The sequence below is a fragment of the Winogradskyella sp. ABM4_392 genome (genome assembly GCF_056160445.1).
Map to the genome: position 1 here is coordinate 37,298 of NZ_JBSWXE010000008.1, position 24,279 is coordinate 61,576.

Consider the following 24,279-nt stretch of genomic DNA (forward strand, 5'->3'; position numbering starts at 1 on the left):
TTATGTCAAAGTCAATTAAAAATATTATTACCACATTTCTTATAGGTTGTGTAGTCTTTGTAATAGGATCTTACTTTTCTACAGGATTTGATTTTGAAAGTGTTAATCAGTTTTTAATATACTTTGGTATCTATCAACTATACACCTTTGTTATCAGCTATGTTAACACTTTGGTCTTTGAATTTTTAGAAAAGCGAACTTACAAGTCATACAGTGTAATTAAACGTATTGTATATGGCATTTTAGGGAGTACAATAGTGACTTTACTAACCATCTTTGTACTAAGAATTATCGTTGAGGTTGTGATTTTTGGAGATTCGTTTGATCATTTCATTGAAAATGAAACTTGGAGCGGTTATTCTTTCGGGTTGTGGATTACCTTAACTATAGTTTCGGTATTCTATGTTATTTACTTCTACAATCACTATCAAAAGAGTAAAATAAAAGAACAAAAGGTTATTGCAGGTGCTGCCAGTGCCAAGTTCGATGCTTTAAAAAATCAGTTAGATCCACATTTTCTGTTTAACAGTCTTAATGTATTAACCAGTTTAATTGAAGAGAATCCTGATAGCGCACAGAAGTTTACAACAGCATTGTCTAAGGTGTATCGCTATGTTTTAGAGCAGAAAAATAAAGAATTAGTGACGGTAGATGAAGAATTGAATTTTGCCAGAACGTATATGTCGCTTTTAAAAATGCGATTTGAGGACAGCATCATTTTTGAAATACCAGACAAGGCTTCAAATCCTGAAAGTAAAGTTGTGCCTTTATCGCTACAACTATTGTTAGAAAATGCTGTAAAGCACAATATGGTAACCTCGAGTAAGCCATTGCATATAAAAATTTATGAAGATGGAAATCATTTAGTAGTGATGAACAATCTTCAACCAAAACAAATTGTAAAGAAGAGTAGTGGAGTTGGTTTAGAAAACATAAAACAACGCTATCAACTTCTTACAGAACGAAAAGTTTACATCAATCAAAGAGAGAAGGATTTTGCAGTTGCAATTCCGATGCTCACAAAACAAGTATCAATCATGAGAACAGCACAAAAATCAAAAGAGCGTATTAACGACGACTACGTTAGGGCTCGCAAGCGTGTAGATGAGCTAAAGGCTTTCTACTATAGTTTAATATCGTATGTCTTAGTTATACCATTTTTAATTTTCATCTGGTATAAATATTCGCAACACACCATTCAGTGGTTTTGGTTTCCAATATTTGGATGGGGAATTAGTTTGGTGTTTCAAGCATACCGAGTTTATGTAGACAACGGAGCTTTAGGAGCAAAGTGGGAACAGCGCAAAATTGAAGAATATATGCGTGAGGAAGATGAAAAGAATCGTTGGAATTAAAAAAATTAAGAGTCATGAAAGATCAGAATTTAAATTACATAAAAGCCAAACGCAGAGTTGAAAAAGAGAAAGGGTTTTACACACATCTTATCATATACTTTTTAGTAAACACAGTACTTACTGTAGTTAAAGTTTGGGGAGATTTTAATAGCTGGGACAGCTTTGTTGATGCGCTTTTAACCATTAACGTTTTGAGTTCCTGGACTATTTGGGGAGTATTTCTAATTCTACATTTTGTATCATATAAGTTTGGTGCTAAATGGGAAGAACGAAAGATTGAAGAATACATGAAAAAGGAATTGTCTAACGATTCACATTAAAAAATTAAAGAGATGGAAAAATATAGTTTAGAACCTTATAAAGATAAAGACGAGGTTTCAGATTTTAGAAAAGAAGAGGCTTATTTAAGAGCTAAGAAAAAGGTCGATGCCTTAATTGGATTTTACTGGCATTTTGCAGTATATATTGTTGTCAATGTGTTTTTAATACTGTTAATAGGACTTAATTCTGAGCAAGGTTTCAGAGGTTTTGGTCCATATGCCACTGCAGTTTTTTGGGGAATAGGATTAGCCTTTCACTTTATAGGAGTATTTGGACCAGATTTCTTTTTTGGTAAGGACTGGGAAAAGCGTAAGCTTAAAGAATTTATGGACAAGGAAGAACGTAATTGGGAGTAGTTACCATTAAAGACAGAAGTTTATGGAACCTCACAATAATGAAGAGCAAAAATTACTAAATGCTAAGAAGCGCTTAAGACGCTTAAAACTCTTTTACATTCACTTTACAGGTTACCTCGTTGTTGTGGCACTATTAGTATATAACCTTTACATTGTAGAAGGTGTTTATAAGAATGATATAATTAGTCTTAATCTCTCTGTATTAGTATTGTGGACAATGGCTATAATAATACATGCCTGGAAAGTTTTTAAAGAAAAAACAGTGTTCAGGAAAAGCTGGGAAGACAAAAAGATTGCCTCTTATTTAAAGAAAGACGAAACTGAAGAAACCAAAATGTGGGAATAAAACTAACCAACCAAAAAAATAACCATACAAAATGAACGTAATCATTATAGAAGACGAGAAACCATCAGCAAGACGACTACAACGTATGCTAAAATCTTTGGATGTAGAAGCAGAAACAATGCTGCATTCTGTTGAAGAATCCTTAGAATGGTTTCAAAACAACGAGCATCCAGATTTAATCTTTTTAGACATACAATTAAGCGATGGTCTGTCTTTTGAGATTTTTGAAACTTTAGATATTAATTCTGCAGTAATTTTCACCACAGCTTATGATGAATATGCGCTTCAGGCTTTTAAACTTAATAGTATAGACTATCTGTTAAAACCAATTGACGATGACGATTTAAGAATTGCAGTAAATAAGTTTAAAGGTAGAACACCACAAAAGCAATCTGTTACGTTAGACTTTAACGATATTAAAAAACTGTTAGTTAATCCAATAGAACGTGAATACAAAAAGCGTTTTTCGGTAAAAGTAGGACAACATTTAAAGCTTATAAATATTGAAGATATAGAATGTATTTACAGCGAAAATAAAGGGACTTACGCATACACTAATGAAGGTAGAAATTATCTGTTAGACTTAACTTTAGATCAACTTGAAGATGAGTTAGAGCCACATGTGTTCTTTAGGGTAAGCCGAAAATTTTATGTGAATATTAATGCCATAAAAGATATCATTAGCTATACCAACTCTAGATTACAAATTAAGCTCAGTCACTTTAATGAGCAAGATATTATTGTAGCAAGAGAGCGTGTTAAAGATTTTAAAAACTGGTTAGAATAAATCAAAAATATCTCCTAACCCTTCGGTTAGACCATCGACTATATCTTCGGTTCCAGATATTAGACTATCTGTAATATCTGCATCAACTGTGTTAAATGTGTCCAGAACAAAAAGATCATCAAGTCCTAATCGTTCATATTTTTCTGACTTCTTTTTAGCTTCTGTTTGCCATTCTTTATACTGACTTTCTTGTTCTATGGCAATGAGCTCATTGGTAGCTTTTTTATCTAGCATTTGGTTGTAGTGGTAACGCTTAGCGTCGTCGGATAAAATTTCAAAAGCTTCAACCAATTTCTCAAAATGTGCTTTTGCTTCAGGTGAAGAATTATTATCAGGATGATATATTTTAATCTCTCTTCTAAATGCTTTTTTTACGTCATAGCTTGTAGCAGATCTATCAATCTTTAAGATATGGTAGTAGTTAGTGATCATAGTCTGAACATTAGATGTTATCCATATGTCTTGTTTTGCAACTGAATGTTACATTTTATTCCTCTTCAATTCTATTATCATCAAAAGCAGAAGGCAATAATTTCGGAATAATTTTCACAAAAAGTGGCAATAAAATTGCACCACCTGGTAACATAAAAATAGCCAAACTTGGTATAGATTTAAAAATATCTAGTAGTTGTTGCTGTATCTTTTTTTGTTCTTCGTCATTGAGTGTTCTGTAGGTTGATGCAGTAAGTAATTTCATCGCTTCTTTACTCTCAGATAGTTCTTTTAAAAGACGTTTTTTGTTACGATTTACTAGCTTAGATACGAGTTTACTGCTGTTATCATAAAAACTCTGTGCCAAGTTTTTAGAACTCAAAAAAGCAACTTCTTCTTTATGCTCATCATAAAATGAGTTTATAGATTCAATAGATTTATCAATGACCTCCTGTTCTAAGTTGAGATCATCTTTCATTTTATTTAGAAAGTTCTGTTCAGCTGTATCAATAACTTTATCACTCCACGATGCCATACAAACCAAATCTACAAGGTATTGCTTTTCTAAAGGATGATTTATGAGTTTAATTACATCATCGTAGGTGTTGATATCTGTATCTTTTTGACGCATGGAGCTTTCAAAAAGCTTCATTAAATTTTCGTCGTAATCTGATTTATCAGGCTTAGTTTCCATAACAGAAATAACCACAGACTCTAAAGCAGATTCTAAATTGTTTACGTAGTTTTCAATATCTTTTTTACCATTTAAAAACTGAATATAGCCTAATACATCTATAAAAAGTAAGGCATTAACCAAGAAGTAGTTGAAGCTTTTAGAAATAAAATTATCATCTATATGAATACGCTTATGAATCATTTTTTCTAGCAACTTATCACTAGAAGATTCTCCAAAAAGCTCTTCAAAAAAAGAACGTTCGTTTTCACCTACAGTTTTGTAATAAGTCACAAGCTTATCTATAAAGGTGTCTTTAGAATGCCCTTCGCTTAAATGGATATGGTAAAAACACAGAAGCAGATTTATTTTACTTCGCTCTTCTTCGGTAAAATCAAAAGACTGATCTATAAATTTTAAAGTAGAAATATTACTGCCATAAATAAAACCAGTTTGTCTCAGCTTATCATAAAAATCTAAGGTATCTATATCAGCCAGATTATTATCTGATAGGTCTTTGAGTAGTTTTTTTATCCAGCCTTTTGCTGATGGATTCATGGCAATGCTATTATGATATAAAGATACTTTTTATCTCCAAAAAACAACCAGATTTCAAACTTTTTGAAAAAAATATAAAACCGCCTTCTCCATTTTTCCGTAGGTAGAACAGAGACACAATAATTAACAAAATCTCAAATTATGAAAAACACAAAATTTTTAATGGCAGCAGCAATTGTAGCAATTGCAACTTTTGTTGCTATTGCAGCAGATCATATAGATGCTCCTGCTGTACAAGGTGGTACTAGTGATATCACAGATTTTTATGCCTTTCAGGGCGAGAACACTTCAAACATTGCATTTGTAGCTAATGTGCAAGGACTTTTAGGTTCTGGTAGCGATACACAAAATGCAGCTTTTGATGAAAATGTATTAATTGAATTTAATATCGATAATACAGGAGACAATCTAGAAGATTTGGTAATACAAGCTGTTGCCAGAGATGGTAAAATGTATGTATTTGGACCAACTGCACCTTCTCAAACTGGATTAAACAGTACAATTGCAACTAATGCAGCCAATCAGTTTTCCGTAGACATTACACCTTATGGACAATCGGCTATTGTAGAAACTTCTGGTGGAATGATGGCTTTTGCTGGCCCAAGAGATGATCCATTCTTTATGGACTTTGCACAATATAGCCAAATTATAGCAGGTAACGCTACAAGTTTTAATAATCCTGGTGCAGACACTTTTGCAGGTACTAATGTGCTTTCTGTTGTTGTTGAGGTACCAAAATCTATGATAGGTGGTTCAGGTACAATAAATACTTGGGTAGAATCTAAAAGAAGACAATAACAAACTTAAAAACTATAATGATGAAAACTAATAATATAAAACTATATGCTATTGCAATGCTAATGTCTTTAGTGGCATTTAATTGTAATAATGATGACGACTCAATCTCGCAGCCAATGGGACCTGATTTCTCAGGCACTTATGCACAGCAAGACCAAATGGGAAGACCAGCTGTAAATACAGTATTTGTGTCTTCTGGTATGAAAGACGCTTTTAATACTACAATACCTTCAAATCAAAATGCATCGTTTCAGGCAATGTTTCAAAATAACCTAGAAGCACTAAGTCCTGCGTATGCAAATCCTGGTGATACTAATGCTTTAGGTTTAGATGCAGCAACCTTTACAGGCTTGTTAGCAACAGATGTGCTTAATGTTTCTTTAGATGGTACAACTACATTTTATGATGGTACAAACGTGTTAACAGGAAGGGCTTTGGCTGATGATGTTATAACTGTTGAGCTATTACTAATCTTTGGAGGAGAGGATTTCTCTGAAAATCCAGGATTGTCTAATGATAATGTAGATGCCAATGACAAAGCATTTTTAACCTCTTTCCCTTACTTGGCTTCGCCTTGGTAAGATACTGAACCCAAATTCCTGAGGTAGATTGTTTATCTGCCTCAGGAATATTTTAACAACAAAAACTCGCAAACCATGATACTCAAAAAAAACTTTCCCATTATTTTAGTATTACTAATGTTTAGCTGTAATAACACAGTAACCAATAGTGATGATTATTCAGAATACCTTTCAGAAAAAGCAGACAAATCAGCACTTATTGCAAATGCTCAACAATGGACAGATAGGCTTAATAAAAACACAAATCAATATCCATATTTAGGAAAACGTGCTGCTGCTTATACTACAGTTTTTGATGCTACAGGCGATATAGATTATCTAATAAAAGCAGAAGAAGACTTAAGGAAAGCTGTTGAAATTACTAAAGGAAAAACCACATCATACCTAAAAAGTTTAGCTTCAAACTACATTTCTCAACATAGATTTAAAGAAGCGCTAGAATTATTGAAACAAGCCGAAGAAAATGGAGATAAATTAAATGGTACTCAAAAAATGCTTTTTGATGTGCATCTTGAGTTAGGAAATTATCTTTTGGCAGAATCTTATTTAAAGGGATTTAAAAATATGTCTGATTTTGATTACTTAATTCGATTAGCAAAATGGGAAGACCATAAAGGGAATCTTGAAGGTGCTATCATAAATATGGAAAAAGCAAAATCTATAGCTGAAGCATCTAATCTAAAAGGCATGAAACAGTGGTCGTATACCAACCTTGCAGATTTTTATGGTCATGCTGGCGAAATAGAAAAATCTTACAATCTTTACTTAAAAGCTCTAGCGCTAGACCCTACAGATGCGTATGCAAAAAAAGGGATTGCATGGATTACTTTCTCTCATGAAAATAATCCTATTATTGCGCAAAAAATTCTAGACTCAGTAAAGACATATTACACAGCACCTGATTATGAATTGTTAACAGCAGAAATAGCTGAGTATAATGAAGATGAATCAACTAAAATTGCTGCTATAGGTCGTTACAATGATATGGTAAGGGATAAAAATTATGGTGACATGTATAATGCTTACAATGTTGTAGTGTATACAGATGAGATGTTACTGCCAGAAAGAGCCATAGAAATAGCAGAACTTGAGGTAAAAAACAGACCTACACCACAATCTTACGATTTATTGGCATGGAGCTATTTTAAAAAAGGAAACATAAAAAAGGCAAATGCAATCATAGAAAAGCATGTAGAAGGTCAGACTTTTGAGCCAGCTGTTTTGTACCACATTGCCGAGATATATAAAGCGGTGGGCAAAACAGATCAAGTTTCAGAATTAAAAAATGAGTTGGTCGCCAGTCTCTATGAACTTGGGCCTACAATGGAATCTAAAATCAATCAATTATAATCATGAAAAAGTTAACATTATTTTCCATTTTTTTAAGCCTCTTTGTGTTTGGTTTACAAGCACAAAATGTTAAAGGTGTTGTTCTCAATGAACTTAATCAACCTCTCGAAGCAGCTTATGTATACAACTTAAATTCAGAAACTCACGCACATACTTCAGAAAATGGTGTGTTTTTTATAAGCCAGACTAAAGCAGGAGATTCATTGAAAGTTGGCCTTTTGGGCTACAAGACAGCTATAGTGCAAGTGACTGATGCGAATGATTTAAAGATAATTCTACAAGAAAAAGTATTTCAGTTAGATGAAATGGTAATACGAGAAGAGCTAAATCCTGTAAGTACAATTACTAGATTAGATCTAAATGTTACACCAGTAAATTCTTCACAAGAAGTGCTAAGAAAAGTACCAGGTTTATTTATTGGTCAGCATGCTGGTGGAGGTAAAGCAGAGCAAATTTTTCTTAGAGGGTTTGACATAGATCATGGTACAGATTTAGCGATAGGTGTAGATGGAATGCCAGTAAATATGGTCTCTCATGCACATGGACAAGGTTATAGTGATTTGCACTTTGTAATACCGGAAACAGTGAATAAAATAGATTTTGGTAAAGGGGCTTACTATGCTTCTGAAGGAGATTTTAATACTGCTGGTTATGTAAACTTTAAAACTAAAGATTATATAGATGAAAGTAGTGTGTCGTTGTCTCTTGGTCAGTTTAATACACTAAGAACAGTAGGTTTATTTGATTTGTTAGGGAATACCAAAAATCAGAATGCTTACATGGCTATGGAATATATAGCCACAGACGGACCGTTTGATTCACCTCAAAATTTTAATCGTCTTAACTTATTTGGAAAGTATGTAATGTACTCTCCAGAGAATGATAAGTTAACGCTTACAGCTTCACATTTTACAAGTCGTTGGGATGCTTCTGGGCAAATACCACAGCGCGAAGTTGATAACGGTAATATTACAAGATTTGGTGCTATAGATGATACCGAAGGTGGTGAAACCTCTCGAACAAATTTAAATGTAACGTATGATAAATACATTACCGACAATACAACATTAAAGGCTAACGCTTACTACTCTAAATATGCTTTTGAGTTGTATTCTAACTTTACATTTTTCTTAGAAGATCCTGTGAATGGAGACCAAATAAAACAAAAAGAAGACAGACAGATTTTTGGTGCCAATGTAGCGTTAAATTATTCAACGTTTTTAAGTAGTACAGAGTTGAATTTAACCTCAGGTTTTGGTTTACGACATGATATTATTGATGGTGTGGAATTATCTAGAACATTAAACCGAACTACTACGTTAGAAAATATTCAGTTAGGAGATATAAATCAAACTAATATTGATGCCTTTGTAAAAGCAGACTTTGAGTTTGGTAAATTCAGAATAGCACCTGCTTTGCGTTTAGATCATTTCAAGTTTATGTATAACGATGCCTTACAGACCAATTATGAAACAAAATCTGAGACAAAGACAATAGTTAGCCCTAAGTTAAATTTCTATTACAATGCTAAAGATAATCTGCAATTGTACTTAAAATCAGGTTTAGGATTTCACTCCAACGATGCAAGAGTTGTTGTAGCAAACAATGGCAAAGATATTTTACCACGTTCCTACGGAGCCGATTTAGGAACTATCTGGAAACCATTTCCAAAATTGGTGGTTAACTCTGCACTTTGGTATTTATTCTTAGAACAAGAATTTGTTTATGTAGGAGATGCAGGTGTTGTGGAGCCTAGTGGTAAAACAAGACGTTACGGACTAGATTTAGGATTAAGATATCAGATAAACAATTGGTTGTTTTTAGACTCTGATGCAACGTATACACATGCAAGAAGCATAGATGAACCAGAAGGTGAAGATTATATTCCATTAGCACCAGATTTTACTTTTACAGGTGGTTTGTCCATAGATGATTTAAATGGATTTTCTGGTGGATTGCGATTTAGGTATCTGAATGATAGACCAGCTAACGAAGACAATTCTATCGTAGCTGAAGGCTATACAGTGGCAGATTTTAACCTTAATTATAGAATGAAAAATATTACACTAGGTGTCATGGTAGAAAATTTATTTGACGTAGACTGGAACGAAACTCAGTTTGCAACAGAATCTCGTCTGCAAAACGAAGCAGAGTCTGTAGAAGAAATTCATTTTACACCAGGAACACCATTTTTTATAAAAGGAATTATAACCTACAATTTTTAGGGGTCAACCTTTAATTTGTGGGGAAGCAAATTAAGGTTGATTGATTGGTTGCTAGCAAGAAAGATTAACTGCTGATTACAGTTAATCGGTATCATGAGAGATCTTGATACTTTTTGAGTTTTTTTGTTAGTTGAAACACCTACACGAAAGTGTGGGTGTTTTTTTATAAATAATTCAGATCTATAGCTTTATACATCTACATTGGTATTTGCTAACTACATGATAAGTTAAATTATATCTCATGATAGATAAACAAATAGAGAAAACTGCTTTTCACAGAAAAAATTTTTAATTTAAAAAAAAATAACAGTTATTGGTATATCAATATTAATTCATGCTAAGCCTCAAAGAAACAAAGTTTTATAAAGATGTTCTCAAGGAAATAAACTATCCTTTTGCTGTTATTTATATTTTTGAAGGCTTTGTTATTTCTGAAATTAAAGAGGGAATTGTCTTTTCTTGGGAAGACCATGCACAAAGAATTGTTGCAGATGTAGTTGATTACACTAAAAATGATGGTAGTGAAATCGTGTACTTATCTCATAGAATAAACTCATATTCTCTTAAACCAATGGATTGGTTATACTTTTATAAGAACAGCTTCAATCTCAAGGGATACGGAGTTATCGGTTATAACAGTTTTAGTTTTTTAAATACCGTTGTAGAAAATTTATTCTTCAGTAAAAAGATTAGACGGTTTGGTGATTTAGAAACGGCTATTCAATGGGCAAAAAGCAGAGTGCTGGTTGATATCAATAGTCAAAATTAAAAGTTTATCATTTTTTAACAGCTAAAGCAGCAAATTGCTTTCCAAATACAGCTGTGATTCCAGCAGCTAACCCGCCAACAATTCCTGTCACTAGCATTAAAACATAAGGATTACCTCCAAGAGGTAATAACTCAGCGATACGTTTTGCTAAAGTGTAATCATTACTACTACTTAGAACAAAACTGTAAACTGCCCAAAACACAAGAATTGCTAAAAAGGGTACAAAAAATACAGAAGCTTTTTTTAACGGAATAAATAATGAAGTTATCAAACCAGCTGTCATTACGGACCACCACGGTAAAACAAATGACAGTATAAATGCTAGGAATATTGTTGCGAAAAAGTTAATGATATTGTTCTTCATTAGTTTTTTGGTGTTAAGGTTTGTGTGCTAATTATAGAATCAGTTGCTTGGTTAGATTGCAAAAAGTTAAGTTGATGGTATTTTCCAGCAGCCCAATCATCTATAAAATTATCGTAGTATTTGCTTCCTGGATTTCCAGATTGTCCGCCAGGATATATACCTATGGCAGTTGGTGGTGAGGTCATCTCAACAATCATTCGCCATGAAGGACCATGATTTTCTGATGTAGCATTAACAATATTACGATCTCCACCAACAGGAATGTCATATCTTGAAAATGCAGGTAGTGCCTGTAATAAGTGACCAGCATAGGTGCCTTTATAATTTGCCCATTTGTAGTCGCCTTTTTCTTCTCTAATTTCAATTAGCTTAGATACGGCACTTCTAAAAGCAATTAAAAATAAATCTTTAGCAGTTTCAACTTTATCTTCAGTTTCAACAATATCCATAAATTTGTGGTCGCCATGATTTTTCAATAGATATATTGTTTGATAGGTAAATGGCGTATCCAATTCTGATTCCTCAGAGTCAAGCTCATCCCAAACCAAATTATAGAGTTTTCCATACCATTGCCTAAAAATACTTGGACCAACTTCGTCTATATCATTATTAAATTTCCATGCTTTTATTTCATTGTATATAGACATTTCTTCTTCGTCTAGTGGCGAAGTGTCCATGTGTTCTAACATATATGGTACAATTTCAGCAGCTTTAAGATTGTAGTTGTTGTTGTGTAAATTTTTAAAATCATCAACACTGAATTTCTCTTTAGAATTAAAGTAATCATTAATAACCCTGTTTCTGTACGTTTCGTAGCCATCATTAAATACAAAATAAGGGTAGTTTTGGTCTACAGGATGCTGATTGGCAGAACTCACAAAACCACGCTCAGGATTTTTAGTATGTGCATTATATTGCTGAGGTATGTAGCTTTGCCAATCATTTTCAGGGTTGCTGCCATCCATTAAAAATTTTCCTTGTCCTTCCCATTTATTCGGAAACTTTCCTTGTATCCAAAGCGCAATATCTCCTTGGGTGGAAGCAAAAACAAAGTTTTGAGCAGGAGCATTCCAGTATTGTAATGCTTGCACATATTCATCATAATTCTTTGCTTTATTAAGTTCTATAAATGTTTTTTGGTTGTTTCCTCCTTCGTGTCCAATCCATTTCATAGCATAGCCTGCCAATTCCATATCAGACTTAAAGTTTTTATCGTACACTACAGGGCCATGATGTGTATAAAGTACAGTGTCTTTATAGTTTTCTTTTCCTCTTATTTTAATGTCTTCAACGCGTATAGAAACATCTTTCCATTGGCCATCATACTTATATTTGGTACGGTCTTTATTAAATTCAACCTTGTACCAATCAATTACATCTCTGGTTGCGTTGGTTTCTCCCCAAGCTATATGTTGGTTAAAGCCAGAAATAACACTCAGCGCACCTGGAATAGTTGCTCCAAACGCATTATGATTTGGTGTGCTTAGCTGCATAACAAACCAAATAGAAGGTAGGTTAAGACCTAAATGCGGATCGTTTGCCAAAATAGGATTTCCGGTTGCTGATTTAGCTCCTGATACCGCCCAGTTATTACTACCATTATCTGGATTTGGTTTTGAAATTGTTTCTGTGATGGTATCTAATACAGCCTGACTGTTTGTCAAAGGTGTTTGTGGTACATCTATAAAACTCCAATCAGTTTCTTTTGGTATTACAGGATCTGTAATGTCGAAGAAATCAGGAAACAATAAATCGAAATTATCTTTTCCGAGTAAACGTAATGCATTAGTGTATTCTAAATCATCATCATTACCAGCCAGCATTTTGGTCATATACATCAATAACAACGCAGTTTTTTTAGGAGTCCAAGCTTCAGGTTTATAGTCTAGTAGTTTGTATTCAACAGGATAATCTTCAGGTTTTAATTGACTGATATAGGCATTAACTCCATCTGCATAATCTTGAATGTAGCCTAGAGTTTCTTTGTCGTGCTTTTCCATATAAGCTATGGCTTGGTCAGCTCCATAACCCATACCTCTGCGACGTTCTGTACGGTCATAACTCAACGCTTTTTCGCCAATGATTTCAGATAAACGTCCAGATGCCGCAAAGGTCTGAAACTCGAGTTGCCACAAACGATGTTTGGCTGTTAAGTACCCTTGCGCTTTGTAGAGATCGCTTTCGTTTTGAGCAAAAACATGTGGAATTAATTGATCATCATAATGTACTGTAACCTTGTCTTTTAATCCCGGAATACTAACATTTCCAGAAATAGATTCGGTTGATTCATTTTGCCAAATACCAGAATATGGATTTAAAAATTTACCAATTGGCGGAATGGAGCCTAGTTTGGTGTTGAGGATAAAGAATACACTAATGGTTAATACGAAGGAAATGATGAGTTTGGCGTATTTCATAAAGCTTGAATAATTGCTTTTGAAAAATACTAAATAATTCTTAAGCCTAAAAAATTGATTTTATTAACGAAGAACGAGTTTTTTTATAATCTCTTTGCCAACAGACTCATTAAGCATTTTTATAATTTTTTCGTTTCCGTAGCTTAATTCTTCACGCAACACGCTAGAGCTTAGTTGTACATAAAGTGTTTCGTGTTTAAGCTCTATAGCAGTGGTGTAATTGTTAACTCCATTTCCCATAAGATTTGCCCAAGCTTCACGAATGTTTACTTTGTCTAAACCAGCTTCTAAATTATTGGTTTGTACAAATTCTTTTAGGATTTCTTCAATTGGACGGTTATCGTTGTTTCGTTTTGCCATGAAAAGTTGTCGCGAAAGCGGTAATCTCTTTTAATTAATCAATATCTAATTTTATTGGTACATAACGCTTGTATAAATATACGTCCTTATTTTCATTCCTAACTTTTAAATGCTTTTCTGAAGCTTCTAAAACGGTTTCTTTCCACTCAGCATAGGAAGTTTTATAATACATGTTGAGTTTGCTGTTTTCAATTTTTAAGGTAATCGCTTCGGCATCGTCAGAAGTAAAATAGGTATCGTTAATACCAGGTTTTAATTTTTTTCTGAACCCTTTCAGGCTATCGCTAATGCTTATATAATCTATAGTTTCGTTAAATTGATATTGCTTAACGGAACCATTAGCTAAAGTGACTTCTTCAATTTCCCAATAGCCATTAAGGTGTTCTATGTATGTTTCAGGATTTTTTGAACAGCTGAAAATTAGAATCAGTAGGATAAAGCTAAACTTTCTCATAGTTTAAAAATTTTATAAGATTGATGAATCTGTTTAACTACATTTTCTGTTCGCTCGGCATGTGTGTCGCTAATAAAAATCTGACCAAAATGATCGTTATCTACTAAACTGATAATTTGCGAAACTCTATTTTCATCTAACTTGTCAAATATATCATCGAGGAGTAGAATAGGCGAGACACCGCTTTGTTGCTTTATAAAATCGAATTGAGCGAGCTTTAAAGCAATTAAAAAAGATTTTTGCTGTCCTTGACTTCCAAATTTCTTTATGGGAAAATCATCAATTGTAAACACTAAATCATCCTTGTGTGTTCCTACGCTTGTATATTGTAAAGCTTTGTCTTTGTTGATGTTGGTTTTTAAAAGATCAATTAATTCACCATCAAACAAATCGCTTTTGTATTTTAAATTTATAGCTTCTTTACTTTGACTTATAGCTTCGTAACGTTCCTTAAAAATAGGGATAAATACATTTAAGAATTCATCACGTTTTTTAAATATTTCAGCGCTATACGTATTTAGCTGCTCATTATAAATAGCTAACGTATCTGCGTTAAAGGTGTTGTTGAGCGCAAAATATTTTAAAAGCGCATTACGTTGCGAAAGTACTTTGTTGTAGGCTATAAGCGTAGATAAATATGCTTTATCACTTTGCGAAATCACACTATCTATAAACTTACGTCTTGTGTCGCTACCTTCAATGATTAAGTCTCTATCAGCTGGAGATATAATTACCAAAGGAATAAAACCAATGTGGTCGCTAAATTTTTCATAAGCTTTACCATTGCGTTTTATAACTTTTTTCTGTCCTCTTTTTAACGACACAATAATTTTTTCACTGCGCTCATTTTTTGTGAAATTACCATCAACCACAAAAAATTCTGTACCATGTTTTATGTTTTGTACAGCGACAGGATTAAAATAGCTTTTGCCAAAAGCCAAATGATAAATAGCGTCTAAAGCGTTTGTTTTCCCAATGCCATTAGCACCAACAAAGCAGTTTATTTTGCTGTCAAAATCAAAAACCTGACTTTCAAAATTTTTGTAATTAACTAAAGATAATGCGTTTAGAACCATAAAAAATAAATGTCCTTTGCTTGAATTTAGCGGTGTTTTAATGTAATGAATATTCTCGCAAATTATTGAAAAATAACAAATAATTAGGCTTTTAAATCCCAATAAAAATTATATTTTTGCGCACGCAATAATAGACAAGATATGGCAACGTATAAGAAAAGAGGCTATAAACCAAAAACTAAAAAAGAAAAGGAAGTAGTTGTTGAAGAAAATTCAACAACAGCAGAAGTATTTAATACTTTAGATGAAGGAGCTTCAAAAACAGAAGAGTGGTTCGTTAAAAACCAAAATTACATCGTTGGTGTAATTGCAGCTGTGGCACTCATAGTTTTAGGTTATTTAGGATATAACAAATTCATTGCTGAACCTCAAGAAAAAGAGGCGATGAATGAAATGTACACTGCAAAAAAATATTTTGAAGATGCTGCTAATGGTATTTCTTCAGATTCACTTTACCTTATGGCTATCGAAGGCGGAGAAGGAAAGTTTGGTATGAAAGATATTGCAAGAGAGTATAGCGGTACACCAGCAGGAAACCTTGCTAATTATTATGCAGGTATGGCATACTTAAACTTAAAGGATTATGAAAAAGCTATCAGTTATTTAAGTGATTTTTCTAGTGATGATAAGATGTTAGGACCAATTTCTAAGGGCGGAATAGGTGATGCTTTTGTTCAATTAGAGCAATTACCAGAAGCCTTAGAATACTACGAAAAAGCATTTAAGTCTAACGTTAATGATTTTACAACACCTATGTATTTACTAAAAGCAGCAAGAGTTGCGATGGATCTAGGTGAAAACCAAAAAGCATTAGATTACTTAAAGCGTATTGAAACCGAATTTGACAGTTCTACAGAAGCTGGTCAAGTTGATGTGTTAATCGGAAAAGTAGAAGCAAGCTTATAAAACATGGCTACTGCAAATCATAATTTATCGAATTACGATAAAGCAACAATCCCAAACGCGAAAGACTTTCGGTTTGGGATTGTTGTTTCAGAATGGAACGATACTATTACAGAAGGTCTCTGGCAAGGTGCTTTCGATGCATTAATTGATTGTGGTGCACAAAAAGAAAACATTGTACGTTGGAATGTGCCAGGAACTTTTGAGTTGACCTATGGAGCTGCCAGAATGTCTAAAAGCATTTATGCCGAATCTGGTATGTTAGATGCTATTATTGTTATAGGCTGTGTTATACAAGGCGAAACCAAACACTTCGATTTTGTATGTGAAGGTGTTACCCAAGGTATTAAGGATCTCAATCTAAAAGGAGATATACCTGTCATTTTCTGTGTACTAACAGATAATAACATGCAACAATCTATTGATCGTTCTGGTGGGAAGCATGGTAACAAAGGTACCGAAGCTGCTATTACTGCCATTAAAATGGCACAGCTTAGAAAACAGACACATTAGTCTCAAGGAGCTAGTTTTTAGTAATTAGTGACTGTTCTTTTATTGTTATGCGCTAATCACTTTACACTAATTACTAACCAAGTTCAATAGTGGCATTCTTTTTGTTGATAATTTTAAGGAATCTTTAAAGAAGATTTCCTCTTATTTTCAGTAACTTTGATTAAATCCTTTAGGTATGTTTTCTACATTTTTCAAGCAAAGAAAGAATAAACAATATAATTATACTCCACGCTATTATGATGAGCGAAAAGAGCGATTAGATAATTTGAAAAAGAAGCATGGCTTGATAGAGGATGATAGTAATGGAAAACGATTCCATAGAACAAACTTTAGGGATGAATGGAGTCAGAATAGTAAAATTCGAAGTAATAATAATTCTAGAATTAGGTTTTTAGTAATCTTAGCTTTTCTTCTTTTAGCTGCATACGTTGCTTTGAGTTATTTAGATATTTCAGTTTTTTAATGACAGATATCATTCAACTTTTACCAGACCATGTTGCCAACCAAATTGCAGCTGGTGAAGTAGTACAGCGACCTGCTTCTGTAGTTAAGGAACTTTTAGAAAATGCAATTGATGCTGGTGCAGACGAAATAAAACTCATTATCAAAGATGCTGGTAAAACACTGGTACAGGTAATAGATAACGGCAAAGGTATGAGTGTTACTGATGCACGTTTAAGTTTTGAGCGTCATGCCACATCAAAAATAAAATCTGCTGAAGATTTATTTCAGCTTAATACCAAAGGATTTAGAGGCGAAGCTCTAGCTAGTATTGCGGCAATTGCACATGTAGAGTTAAAAACGAAACGACCAGATGATGAGTTGGGTACTGCTATAGAAATCGAAGGTAGTGCAGTGAAATCTCAAGAGGTTGCTGTGACACCTACAGGTACATCTGTTGCGGTTAAAAATCTATTTTTTAATATTCCGGCTAGACGAAATTTTTTAAAGTCCGATACTGTAGAATTACGACATATTACAGATGAGTTTCATCGTGTGGCATTAGCACATCCAAATATTGCTTTTGCATTTTATCACAATGGGAGTGAGCTTTTTAATCTTCCAAATGAAAACTACAGACAACGTGTTGTTCATATTTTTGGTAATAAAACCAATGAAAAATTAGTGCCTGTTGAGGAAGAAACTGAAGTTTTAAAAATTTCAGGATTTGTAGGCAAGCCAGAATATTCTAAAAAAACACGTTCTGAGCAATTCTTTTTTGTAAATCAAAGGTTTATAAAAAGTCCGTATTTAAATCACGCTATAAGCGCAGCATTTGAAGGCTTGTTAAAAGATGGATATCATGCCAGTTATTTTTTAAACCTTAATGTAGATCCAAAAACAATAGACATTAACATTCATCCGACAAAAACAGAAATTAAGTTTGATGATGAGCATACACTTTACGCTATTTTAAGATCAGCAGTAAAGCATAGTTTAGGACAATTTAATATAGCTCCAGTTCTAGATTTTGAACAGCAAAGTAGTTTTGATACGCCATACAGTTACAAAGATAAAGCTGGTAAAGCACCAACGATAGAGGTAGATCGAAGTTTTAATCCTTTTGCTGATGAGGGAAGTACTTCTGGTAGCTCTTCTACTAAATCTGCTTCAACGAGAACAAGTTTTAAATCAGCTCCAACAGCTAATTGGGAAAGCTTATATGTAGGATTGGAGTCTAAAGGAAATTCTGAAAAAGCAGACTTAGTTGAAGTTAACTTTGAAAAAGAGGTAAAAACCGAAACAATTTTTAGTGATGCTTCTGTTGAAACTAGTAAAACCACATTTCAGCTTCAGCAAAAATATATCGTAAGCACATTAAAATCTGGTATGTTGATTATAGACCAGAATAGGGCACACCAACGTATTTTGTATGAAGGGTTTCTTAAGCACATTACTATTAAAGAAGCTACGAGTCAACAATTGTTGTTTCCTTTACAATTGAGTTTTACACCTAATGAAATTAATATCATAGTAGACTTAAAAGAAGATTTGGAACATACAGGTTTTGTGTTTTCAGACGTTAAAGAAGAAACAATAACTATTACTGGTGTTCCTGTTGGAGTGCCAGAGAGTGAAGTGTCTATAATATTAGAGCAACTTATTAGTGATGTTGAAAATGATGTGCCAGACGCGAGTTTTAGTGCCGCAGATTTATTGGCTAAATCTATGGCAAAAAGCCTTGCCATTAAGAACGGACAAGCCTTAAACAATACAGAGCAAGAGCATTTGGTAAATAGTTTGTTTGCATGTAAGGAACCTAGTGTATCACCAACCAATAGACCAACGTTCATAACAATGTCTACAGACGACATTGAAAAGAAATTTATGTAGTATGAGACAAGGAATAACAGAAGCTGTAAAGCATCTATTGATTATTAATGTATTGATGTTTTTGGGGACTATGTCTCTTGGTGGTGGACAATTATTTAATTCTTTGTTTACGATGTATTTCCCAACAAATGAATTATTTAAACCTTGGCAAGTATTAACACACATGTTCATGCATGGTGGATTTGCCCATCTCTTTTTTAATATGTTCGCACTTTGGATGTTTGGAACACCTGTAGAAGAACGTTTAGGAACAAAAAAGTTTTTGTTTATATATTTTTCAGCTGGTTTTGGTGCACTTTTATTTCAACTAGGATATTATTATTTCGATTATATCCCAGCTATGCAGATAGTATCTGAATTGGGAATGGATAATGAGTTGTTAAATAAAATTTTAAATATAAACGCTTTAGATGGTAATTATATAAGAGGTGAAATTTTACAACAGAAAATGGCTCCCTTACTTAGTGAATATAATTATACAACTAATATTAATGCTAATCAATTTAAGGCACTTTTTGATTTAAATGTAATTAATAGAAGTGCTATGGTTGGTGCCTCAGGATGTATAATGGGTATATTAGCTGCTTTTGGAATGATGAATCCTAATGCAAAATTAATGTTGATTTTTTTACCAATACCAATTAAGGCGAAATACTTCATACCTGGGATAATTATTTTGGATTTAATTTCAGCAATTACAGGTCAATCATTTTTTAGCCCAAGTAATACAGCCTATATGGCTCACGTTGGTGGTGCAGTCATTGGTTTTATAATCATGTGGTATTGGAAAAAGAATAGTATGGATAAATACCGTTGGAATTAAAAATGACTACGTTTGAAAATTTAAAATATCGCTACAATAACCTTGATGTTTTTGGTAAGATTATCACTGTTAATGTTGTCATATTCATTATAGAACTTGTCCTTACAAGTCTTTTTAAATTACACATTACAGAATACTTTAAGCTACCATCTAGTTTTAACGATTTTATTCTTCAGCCTTGGTCATTAATAACCTATGGTTTTTTTCACAACGGACTTTTTCATCTGTTATTCAATATGCTGTTTTTATTCTACCTATCAAGAGCAGCATCAAATTTGTTTAGAACTAAAATGGTTTTAAACATCTATTTACTCGGTATCATAGCAGGAGGTTTGGCTTATCTCGCTGTTACTAATATCATACCAACTAATTTCTTTGGTGCTAAAAATGGTATTATGGTTGGTGCATCTGCAGGTGTTAGTGCCTTGCTAATGTTCATAGCTATTTACATGCCAAATTCTGAAATTAGATTATTTAACACCTTTACTGTACGATGGATGCATATTGCTATTTTCTTTGTGGTTATGGATGTTATTAGATTGATGTTAGGTATTAACCAAGGTGGTTATGTAGCTCATATAGGTGGCTATATTTTAGGATATTATTATGCGACGCAATTGGCGAAAGGAAAAGATATAGGTCTTGGTTTTGAGCGCATGATGGATGCAGTAGTAAGCTGGTTTAAGCCTAAGTCTAACTTAAAAACTGTACACAGAACGTCTAAAACTTCGTCTAAGAAATCATCAAAACCAAAGTCATCAGACAAAAGCAATAAACAAAAAAAGATAGATGCCATTTTAGATAAAATAAGTAAGAGTGGTTACGATAGCTTATCGTCTGAAGAAAAAGCATTTTTATTTGATGCCAGTAAGGAGGATTGATAGAAATGAAAAAACTAAACTTCTTTAATAAAATTATATTCATTGTCAATTCGTTGGCTGCTTTTCTGTTGCTTATTTCTTACTTATTACCTTATGTACCACCAAAGAGTTTTGCTACTTTGTCGGTTTTAAGCTTGGGAGTTCCTTTATTAATTCTGATGAATATTGTATTCTTTATTTATTGGTTACTTCAGGTTAAAAAGCAAATGTTATTATCGCTTGTTGTGTTACTTTTAGGATGGGGTTACTTAGGGTCTTTATATAAATTTTCGTCTTCAAAGAACCAGGTACAAGACAACAATATTTCTGTAATGTCTTTTAATGTTAGGTTGTTTAACAAGTATAATTGGAAACCTAATAAAACTACAAGAGAAGATATTGTAGATTTCTTTTATAAAGAATCACCAGACATCCTTTGTATACAAGAATATACTAGAGGAACACCAATAAAGTTGGATGGCTATAACAATTATAACGCACGTTATACAAAAGATGCTAAAGGAGGTCATACTATTTTTTCTAAATTCCCTATAATTAATTCAGGATCTTTAGAGTTTACAAATACTGGTAACAATGCCCTTTTTGCAGATATTGTTAAAGAAAAAGACACGATTAGAATTTATAATATACACCTTCAATCTGCAAAAATTGATACAGAGATTGATTATATCAACAGTCAACATTCAAGAGATGTTTTTGTAGAGCGTGTTAAATCAGCATTTATAGCACAACAGTCACAGGTTGAACTGTTTTTGGAGCATAAATCTAACTGTCCTTACAAGATTATTGTTGCAGGAGATTTTAATAATACTGCATATTCGTATAGTTATAAAGAAATTTTGGGTGACGATTTAAAAGACGCTTTCGAAAAGGCTGGAAACGGTTTTGGTAAATCGTTTCAGTTTAAATTTTTCCCACTGAGAATAGACTTCATACTCGCAGATAAGCGTTTTAAGGTTAATGGATTTAAAACATACAATGATATTAATCTCTCGGACCATTACCCTATAAAAGCGACACTTAACTTAAATAAGTAAACAATCTACGCTATCTGAAAGGATATGTGCCAACAGTCCTAAGGCAAATACACGAGTTGTTTTTGGCCAAAGTAACAAGAAGTAAATAACAATAGCATAATAACTATGTAGTGGATGAAAATTGATGCTGCATCTGTTTGAATCAAAAATTGGATTGGCCAGTAAATGATCTAAATCTATCACAAAAGCAGCAAGCATAATGAAGTATATTTTTAGCCACTGTTTTCTGTAGAATATTAATGCAATTGCTAGAGGCAGACTAAAATGCAAACCATAATGAATGGCAAATTTTAGCATAAGTCTATGCTTTGACGAGTAAGATATAACTCTGCGTTAGGACCTTCGTTAAATAGTAAATCTAAAATACTTAGATTAGGAATAAACCCATGCTTTTCTGTAAAAACCTGAGTATAGTGCTCTAGGTTATTGGCTTCGTAATTGCGCTTTACCAAAGGTCTGAAGTCATTTATATTTACAGGATCTTTTTCAAAAACTATACTTTTAGCTACGCTTAATTCTAACTGAAGACTATCTGTAATAATTTCAAAACATTTTAGGTTTAAATCCAATATATAATCGTATTTATTTTCAAAAAGAGGTATTAAATCATCAATGTAAAATTCGAAAAAAGGCGACATGCTATAAGCGGACTGTAAAGATTTAAGATGTAATGATTGCCAATTATCATTATTAGCAACTTTCACGTCTCTATAAAGTTGCCTGTTTTTTTGGGAATACTTTACAGGAACTGTTAGTGCCAGTTTGCCGTTAGCACCATAGATTTCAGTACGATTTCTATAAGATTGTTTTTGGTAATTGTCCCACACTTCCAGACATACCGATTTAGAAGTTACCATGGCTGCAAAATGAGCTATATTAGGAAAATAGGTTGGATGTATAAGACAATCCATGTATATACGGATTTAAGATGCTGACGCCTTCTTTTTCTTACGCCATTTGTTGAAGCCATAAATACCTAAAACAACAACTAAAAACGGAATGAAATAAGAGGTACGCTCACCAGAACCACTAACTGTAGTGAAGATTCTATCCCAGCGGAATTTCCAGTTTTTTAGACCATTGTTTATGCCATCAATACTCATCCAGATGAAGACAGGTTTTCCAAAAATATGATTGTAAGGTACAAATCCCCAATATCTACTATCAATAGAATTATTTCGGTTGTCACCCATCATCCAGTAATAATCTTGTTTAAAAGTATAGGAAGTTGCTAGTTCATCATTGATATAAATCTCATCACCTCGAGTAACCACTTTATTACCTTCGTATTCTCCAATAGCACGCTTATATAAAGCTATGTTTGTCTTATCTAATTGAACAGTGGCGCCAGCTTTAGGAATCCATAGTGGACCAAAATGATCTGTGTTCCAGTCTTTGTGATAAGCATCTCTAGGAAAAACATCTCCAGATATTCCTTTTTCTTGAACTTCGCGAACTACATCTGCGACGTTAGGCTGTACTTTAAGTTTTTTAATTGCTTCATCTGAAGCAGCATTAATTATGAATGAACCATCATACTGATTATATCTAAGTCCGTCATCAATATCTACTTTATCTAACATGTTATAAAGCATTCGTTCCTCACCAGCTGAACTAATAGGTTTTTTCAATGTTAACTTATACGAAAACTGTAAATGAGATCTTGTTGGAAGTATATTTTGTTTGCCATTTATAAACACATAACCACCTCTTATCTCTAATGTATCTCCTGGTGTACCAACACAACGTTTTACCAGATTGGTCTTCTTATCAATAGGTTTGTAGTAATTGCGATCTGGTGTAAATATGTTCATATTTAGCAATGTATCGGCAGGTTGGTTAAAAACTACAATATCATTACGCTCTACATTTTCAAAACCAGGAAGTCTAAAATAAGGTAGTTGTAATTTGTTTTTCCAAGACGTATTACGTTCTTCATAATTATCATCATACAGATACGATTTTACTCCCAATTTAGGAATGGTATCGTGTACCATAGGTGCTGCAACAGTAGTCATAGGACCTCTGGCACCATAATGTATTTTGCTAACAATTAAGAAATCACCAACTAACAACGATTTCTCTAACGATGATGAAGGAATAACAAACGGTTGAAAAAAGTATGTGTGTACTATCGTAGCTGCTACAATAGCAAATAGGATAGAAGTAATCCATTCACCAGTTGAGGTTTTTGGTTTAAGCTCTCTGTTTTCAATATACTTAACGTCTTCAACATAATTAAGATAGTATAAATAAAATCCTAGAGTTACAATGCAAATTAACGCATCTAATTTACTGTCCTTACCAAATGCTCTTGCAGTTTCAACCCAAGCTGCCGGAATCATAATGAGATTTACAATAGGTAAAAACATGAGGATAACCCACCACCATGGACGCGAAATAATTTTCATTAAAATTACTGCATTGTACACAGGTACAAATGCTTCCCAAGCTTGTCTACCAGCTTTAACATAAAGTTTCCATGTGCCTAAGCCATGTATAATTTGTAATATCAGTAAAAAAATAAACCACTCTGTCCAGGTCATGATGTTATGTTTAGTCTAGT

27 protein-coding genes are annotated in these 24,279 nt (G+C 33.3%); 17 read left to right on the forward strand and 10 right to left on the reverse strand.

Annotated features, from left to right (window positions below; translation table 11 throughout):
• The first annotated feature begins 2 nt into the window (after positions 1-2).
• From ACXAFS_RS13970 to ACXAFS_RS13990, 5 genes are read left to right on the forward strand one after another with little or no spacing between them, the layout of a single operon-like run.
• Entirely contained in the window at positions 3-1,355 is a 1,353-nt protein-coding gene (locus ACXAFS_RS13970; protein WP_475307714.1) for a histidine kinase, read from the forward strand.
• Positions 1,356-1,369: 14 nt separating this feature from the next.
• Positions 1,370-1,675 carry a 2TM domain-containing protein gene (locus tag ACXAFS_RS13975; protein ID WP_475307715.1) on the forward strand — a complete coding sequence of 102 codons (306 nt, stop codon included), beginning with the start codon at positions 1,370-1,372 and terminating at the stop codon, positions 1,673-1,675.
• Between the two features lie 12 nt (positions 1,676-1,687).
• Positions 1,688-2,032, forward strand: coding sequence for a 2TM domain-containing protein (locus ACXAFS_RS13980; protein ID WP_475307717.1), 345 nt, complete (start codon positions 1,688-1,690; stop codon positions 2,030-2,032).
• A 22-nt stretch (positions 2,033-2,054) separates the two neighbouring features.
• Positions 2,055-2,378: a 2TM domain-containing protein gene (locus ACXAFS_RS13985; RefSeq protein ID WP_475307718.1), complete on the forward strand. Its 324-nt coding sequence runs from the start codon at positions 2,055-2,057 to the stop codon at positions 2,376-2,378.
• Between the two features lie 31 nt (positions 2,379-2,409).
• On the forward strand, positions 2,410-3,165 hold the full coding sequence (locus ACXAFS_RS13990) for a LytR/AlgR family response regulator transcription factor (protein WP_475307719.1): 756 nt from the start codon (positions 2,410-2,412) through the stop codon (positions 3,163-3,165).
• Here the strand turns inward: ACXAFS_RS13990 and ACXAFS_RS13995 are convergent.
• Both ACXAFS_RS13995 and ACXAFS_RS14000 read right to left on the reverse strand, forming a co-directional pair.
• Positions 3,157-3,597 carry a J domain-containing protein gene (locus tag ACXAFS_RS13995; protein WP_475307720.1) on the reverse strand — a complete coding sequence of 147 codons (441 nt, stop codon included), beginning with the start codon at positions 3,595-3,597 and terminating at the stop codon, positions 3,157-3,159. The genes ACXAFS_RS13990 and ACXAFS_RS13995 overlap by 9 nt on opposite strands.
• A 55-nt stretch (positions 3,598-3,652) precedes the next feature.
• Positions 3,653-4,828 (reverse strand): LETM1-related biofilm-associated protein, encoded by a 1,176-nt coding sequence (locus ACXAFS_RS14000; RefSeq protein WP_475307722.1) that lies wholly within the window; start codon positions 4,826-4,828, stop codon positions 3,653-3,655.
• A gap of 141 nt (positions 4,829-4,969) precedes the next feature.
• Between ACXAFS_RS14000 and ACXAFS_RS14005 the strand changes: the two genes are divergently transcribed.
• The 5 genes from ACXAFS_RS14005 (at position 4,970) to ACXAFS_RS14025 (ending at position 10,551) form a co-directional block, all read left to right on the forward strand.
• Entirely contained in the window at positions 4,970-5,626 is a 657-nt protein-coding gene (locus tag ACXAFS_RS14005; protein ID WP_475307723.1) for a DUF4331 family protein, read from the forward strand.
• Positions 5,627-5,688: 62 nt separating this feature from the next.
• The gene (locus ACXAFS_RS14010) at positions 5,689-6,207 is read left to right on the forward strand and encodes a DUF4331 family protein (RefSeq protein ID WP_475307827.1); all 519 of its coding nucleotides are present in this window, start codon (positions 5,689-5,691) and stop codon (positions 6,205-6,207) included.
• A 75-nt stretch (positions 6,208-6,282) separates the two neighbouring features.
• Positions 6,283-7,557: a tetratricopeptide repeat protein gene (locus ACXAFS_RS14015; RefSeq protein ID WP_475307724.1), complete on the forward strand. Its 1,275-nt coding sequence runs from the start codon at positions 6,283-6,285 to the stop codon at positions 7,555-7,557.
• Between the two features lie 2 nt (positions 7,558-7,559).
• Entirely contained in the window at positions 7,560-9,782 is a 2,223-nt protein-coding gene (locus tag ACXAFS_RS14020) for a TonB-dependent receptor (protein ID WP_475307725.1), read from the forward strand.
• 334 nt (positions 9,783-10,116) lie between these two features.
• Entirely contained in the window at positions 10,117-10,551 is a 435-nt protein-coding gene (locus ACXAFS_RS14025; protein WP_475307727.1) for a hypothetical protein, read from the forward strand.
• Between the two features lie 7 nt (positions 10,552-10,558).
• On the opposite strand, the gene ACXAFS_RS14030 is transcribed toward ACXAFS_RS14025, so the two are convergent.
• From ACXAFS_RS14030 to recF, 5 genes are all read right to left on the reverse strand, one after another.
• Positions 10,559-10,915 (reverse strand): hypothetical protein, encoded by a 357-nt coding sequence (locus ACXAFS_RS14030; RefSeq protein WP_475307728.1) that lies wholly within the window; start codon positions 10,913-10,915, stop codon positions 10,559-10,561.
• The gene (locus ACXAFS_RS14035; protein WP_475307729.1) at positions 10,915-13,332 is read right to left on the reverse strand and encodes a penicillin acylase family protein; all 2,418 of its coding nucleotides are present in this window, start codon (positions 13,330-13,332) and stop codon (positions 10,915-10,917) included. The genes ACXAFS_RS14030 and ACXAFS_RS14035 overlap by 1 nt, the downstream gene beginning before the upstream one ends.
• A 63-nt stretch (positions 13,333-13,395) precedes the next feature.
• Positions 13,396-13,692 (reverse strand): DciA family protein, encoded by a 297-nt coding sequence (locus tag ACXAFS_RS14040; RefSeq protein ID WP_475307730.1) that lies wholly within the window; start codon positions 13,690-13,692, stop codon positions 13,396-13,398.
• Between the two features lie 34 nt (positions 13,693-13,726).
• Positions 13,727-14,146, reverse strand: a complete 420-nt coding sequence (locus tag ACXAFS_RS14045) for a lipocalin family protein (RefSeq protein ID WP_475307732.1) — start codon at positions 14,144-14,146, stop codon at positions 13,727-13,729.
• Positions 14,143-15,222, reverse strand: coding sequence for a DNA replication/repair protein RecF (gene recF, locus ACXAFS_RS14050; protein WP_475307733.1), 1,080 nt, complete (start codon positions 15,220-15,222; stop codon positions 14,143-14,145). Before recF ends, ACXAFS_RS14045 begins: the two co-directional genes overlap by 4 nt.
• 141 nt (positions 15,223-15,363) lie before the next feature.
• On the opposite strand from recF, the gene ACXAFS_RS14055 reads away from it, so the two are divergent.
• The 7 genes from ACXAFS_RS14055 (at position 15,364) to ACXAFS_RS14085 (ending at position 21,713) form a co-directional block, all read left to right on the forward strand.
• Positions 15,364-16,128: a tetratricopeptide repeat protein gene (locus tag ACXAFS_RS14055; RefSeq protein WP_475307734.1), complete on the forward strand. Its 765-nt coding sequence runs from the start codon at positions 15,364-15,366 to the stop codon at positions 16,126-16,128.
• 3 nt (positions 16,129-16,131) lie between these two features.
• On the forward strand, positions 16,132-16,638 hold the full coding sequence (gene ribH / locus ACXAFS_RS14060) for a 6,7-dimethyl-8-ribityllumazine synthase (protein ID WP_475307736.1): 507 nt from the start codon (positions 16,132-16,134) through the stop codon (positions 16,636-16,638).
• Positions 16,639-16,813: 175 nt separating this feature from the next.
• A complete protein-coding gene (locus ACXAFS_RS14065; RefSeq protein WP_475307737.1) occupies positions 16,814-17,101 on the forward strand; it encodes a hypothetical protein in 288 nt (95 codons plus the stop codon).
• On the forward strand, positions 17,101-18,972 hold the full coding sequence (gene mutL, locus ACXAFS_RS14070) for a DNA mismatch repair endonuclease MutL (protein ID WP_475307739.1): 1,872 nt from the start codon (positions 17,101-17,103) through the stop codon (positions 18,970-18,972). The genes ACXAFS_RS14065 and mutL overlap by 1 nt, the downstream gene beginning before the upstream one ends.
• 1 nt (position 18,973) lies before the next feature.
• Positions 18,974-19,795, forward strand: a complete 822-nt coding sequence (locus ACXAFS_RS14075; RefSeq protein ID WP_475307740.1) for a rhomboid family intramembrane serine protease — start codon at positions 18,974-18,976, stop codon at positions 19,793-19,795.
• Between the two features lie 2 nt (positions 19,796-19,797).
• Entirely contained in the window at positions 19,798-20,676 is an 879-nt protein-coding gene (locus tag ACXAFS_RS14080; protein WP_475307741.1) for a rhomboid family intramembrane serine protease, read from the forward strand.
• 5 nt (positions 20,677-20,681) lie between these two features.
• Complete coding sequence (locus ACXAFS_RS14085) at positions 20,682-21,713, forward strand: endonuclease/exonuclease/phosphatase family protein (protein WP_475307743.1); 1,032 nt, start codon at positions 20,682-20,684, stop codon at positions 21,711-21,713.
• Here ACXAFS_RS14085 and ACXAFS_RS14090 read toward each other — a convergent pair.
• From ACXAFS_RS14090 to lepB, 3 genes are read right to left on the reverse strand one after another with little or no spacing between them, the layout of a single operon-like run.
• Complete coding sequence (locus ACXAFS_RS14090) at positions 21,702-22,010, reverse strand: DUF6122 family protein (protein WP_475307744.1); 309 nt, start codon at positions 22,008-22,010, stop codon at positions 21,702-21,704. The genes ACXAFS_RS14085 and ACXAFS_RS14090 overlap by 12 nt on opposite strands.
• Entirely contained in the window at positions 22,004-22,624 is a 621-nt protein-coding gene (locus ACXAFS_RS14095; RefSeq protein ID WP_475307746.1) for a WbqC family protein, read from the reverse strand. The genes ACXAFS_RS14090 and ACXAFS_RS14095 overlap by 7 nt, the downstream gene beginning before the upstream one ends.
• Positions 22,625-22,636: 12 nt before the next feature.
• Positions 22,637-24,259, reverse strand: coding sequence for a signal peptidase I (gene lepB / locus ACXAFS_RS14100; RefSeq protein WP_475307747.1), 1,623 nt, complete (start codon positions 24,257-24,259; stop codon positions 22,637-22,639).
• Positions 24,260-24,279 lie beyond the last annotated feature (20 nt).

Coding starts and splice junctions, on each gene's coding strand:
- ACXAFS_RS13985 (WP_475307718.1), top strand. CDS start 2,055: ATGGAACCTCACAATAATGAAGAGCAAAAATTACTAAATGCTAAGAAG.
- ACXAFS_RS14085 (WP_475307743.1), top strand. CDS start 20,682: ATGAAAAAACTAAACTTCTTTAATAAAATTATATTCATTGTCAATTCG.
- ACXAFS_RS14035 (WP_475307729.1), bottom strand. CDS start 13,332: ATGAAATACGCCAAACTCATCATTTCCTTCGTATTAACCATTAGTGTA.
- ACXAFS_RS13970 (WP_475307714.1), top strand. CDS start 3: ATGTCAAAGTCAATTAAAAATATTATTACCACATTTCTTATAGGTTGT.
- ACXAFS_RS14055 (WP_475307734.1), top strand. CDS start 15,364: ATGGCAACGTATAAGAAAAGAGGCTATAAACCAAAAACTAAAAAAGAA.
- ACXAFS_RS14090 (WP_475307744.1), bottom strand. CDS start 22,010: ATGCTAAAATTTGCCATTCATTATGGTTTGCATTTTAGTCTGCCTCTA.
- recF (WP_475307733.1), bottom strand. CDS start 15,222: ATGGTTCTAAACGCATTATCTTTAGTTAATTACAAAAATTTTGAAAGT.
- ACXAFS_RS14080 (WP_475307741.1), top strand. CDS start 19,798: ATGACTACGTTTGAAAATTTAAAATATCGCTACAATAACCTTGATGTT.
- ACXAFS_RS14095 (WP_475307746.1), bottom strand. CDS start 22,624: ATGGATTGTCTTATACATCCAACCTATTTTCCTAATATAGCTCATTTT.
- lepB (WP_475307747.1), bottom strand. CDS start 24,259: ATGACCTGGACAGAGTGGTTTATTTTTTTACTGATATTACAAATTATA.
- ACXAFS_RS14005 (WP_475307723.1), top strand. CDS start 4,970: ATGAAAAACACAAAATTTTTAATGGCAGCAGCAATTGTAGCAATTGCA.
- mutL (WP_475307739.1), top strand. CDS start 17,101: ATGACAGATATCATTCAACTTTTACCAGACCATGTTGCCAACCAAATT.
- ACXAFS_RS14030 (WP_475307728.1), bottom strand. CDS start 10,915: ATGAAGAACAATATCATTAACTTTTTCGCAACAATATTCCTAGCATTT.
- ACXAFS_RS13980 (WP_475307717.1), top strand. CDS start 1,688: ATGGAAAAATATAGTTTAGAACCTTATAAAGATAAAGACGAGGTTTCA.
- ACXAFS_RS13975 (WP_475307715.1), top strand. CDS start 1,370: ATGAAAGATCAGAATTTAAATTACATAAAAGCCAAACGCAGAGTTGAA.
- ACXAFS_RS13995 (WP_475307720.1), bottom strand. CDS start 3,597: ATGATCACTAACTACTACCATATCTTAAAGATTGATAGATCTGCTACA.
- ACXAFS_RS13990 (WP_475307719.1), top strand. CDS start 2,410: ATGAACGTAATCATTATAGAAGACGAGAAACCATCAGCAAGACGACTA.
- ACXAFS_RS14015 (WP_475307724.1), top strand. CDS start 6,283: ATGATACTCAAAAAAAACTTTCCCATTATTTTAGTATTACTAATGTTT.
- ACXAFS_RS14025 (WP_475307727.1), top strand. CDS start 10,117: ATGCTAAGCCTCAAAGAAACAAAGTTTTATAAAGATGTTCTCAAGGAA.
- ACXAFS_RS14065 (WP_475307737.1), top strand. CDS start 16,814: ATGTTTTCTACATTTTTCAAGCAAAGAAAGAATAAACAATATAATTAT.
- ribH (WP_475307736.1), top strand. CDS start 16,132: ATGGCTACTGCAAATCATAATTTATCGAATTACGATAAAGCAACAATC.
- ACXAFS_RS14020 (WP_475307725.1), top strand. CDS start 7,560: ATGAAAAAGTTAACATTATTTTCCATTTTTTTAAGCCTCTTTGTGTTT.
- ACXAFS_RS14010 (WP_475307827.1), top strand. CDS start 5,689: ATGTCTTTAGTGGCATTTAATTGTAATAATGATGACGACTCAATCTCG.
- ACXAFS_RS14040 (WP_475307730.1), bottom strand. CDS start 13,692: ATGGCAAAACGAAACAACGATAACCGTCCAATTGAAGAAATCCTAAAA.
- ACXAFS_RS14075 (WP_475307740.1), top strand. CDS start 18,974: ATGAGACAAGGAATAACAGAAGCTGTAAAGCATCTATTGATTATTAAT.
- ACXAFS_RS14045 (WP_475307732.1), bottom strand. CDS start 14,146: ATGAGAAAGTTTAGCTTTATCCTACTGATTCTAATTTTCAGCTGTTCA.
- ACXAFS_RS14000 (WP_475307722.1), bottom strand. CDS start 4,828: ATGAATCCATCAGCAAAAGGCTGGATAAAAAAACTACTCAAAGACCTA.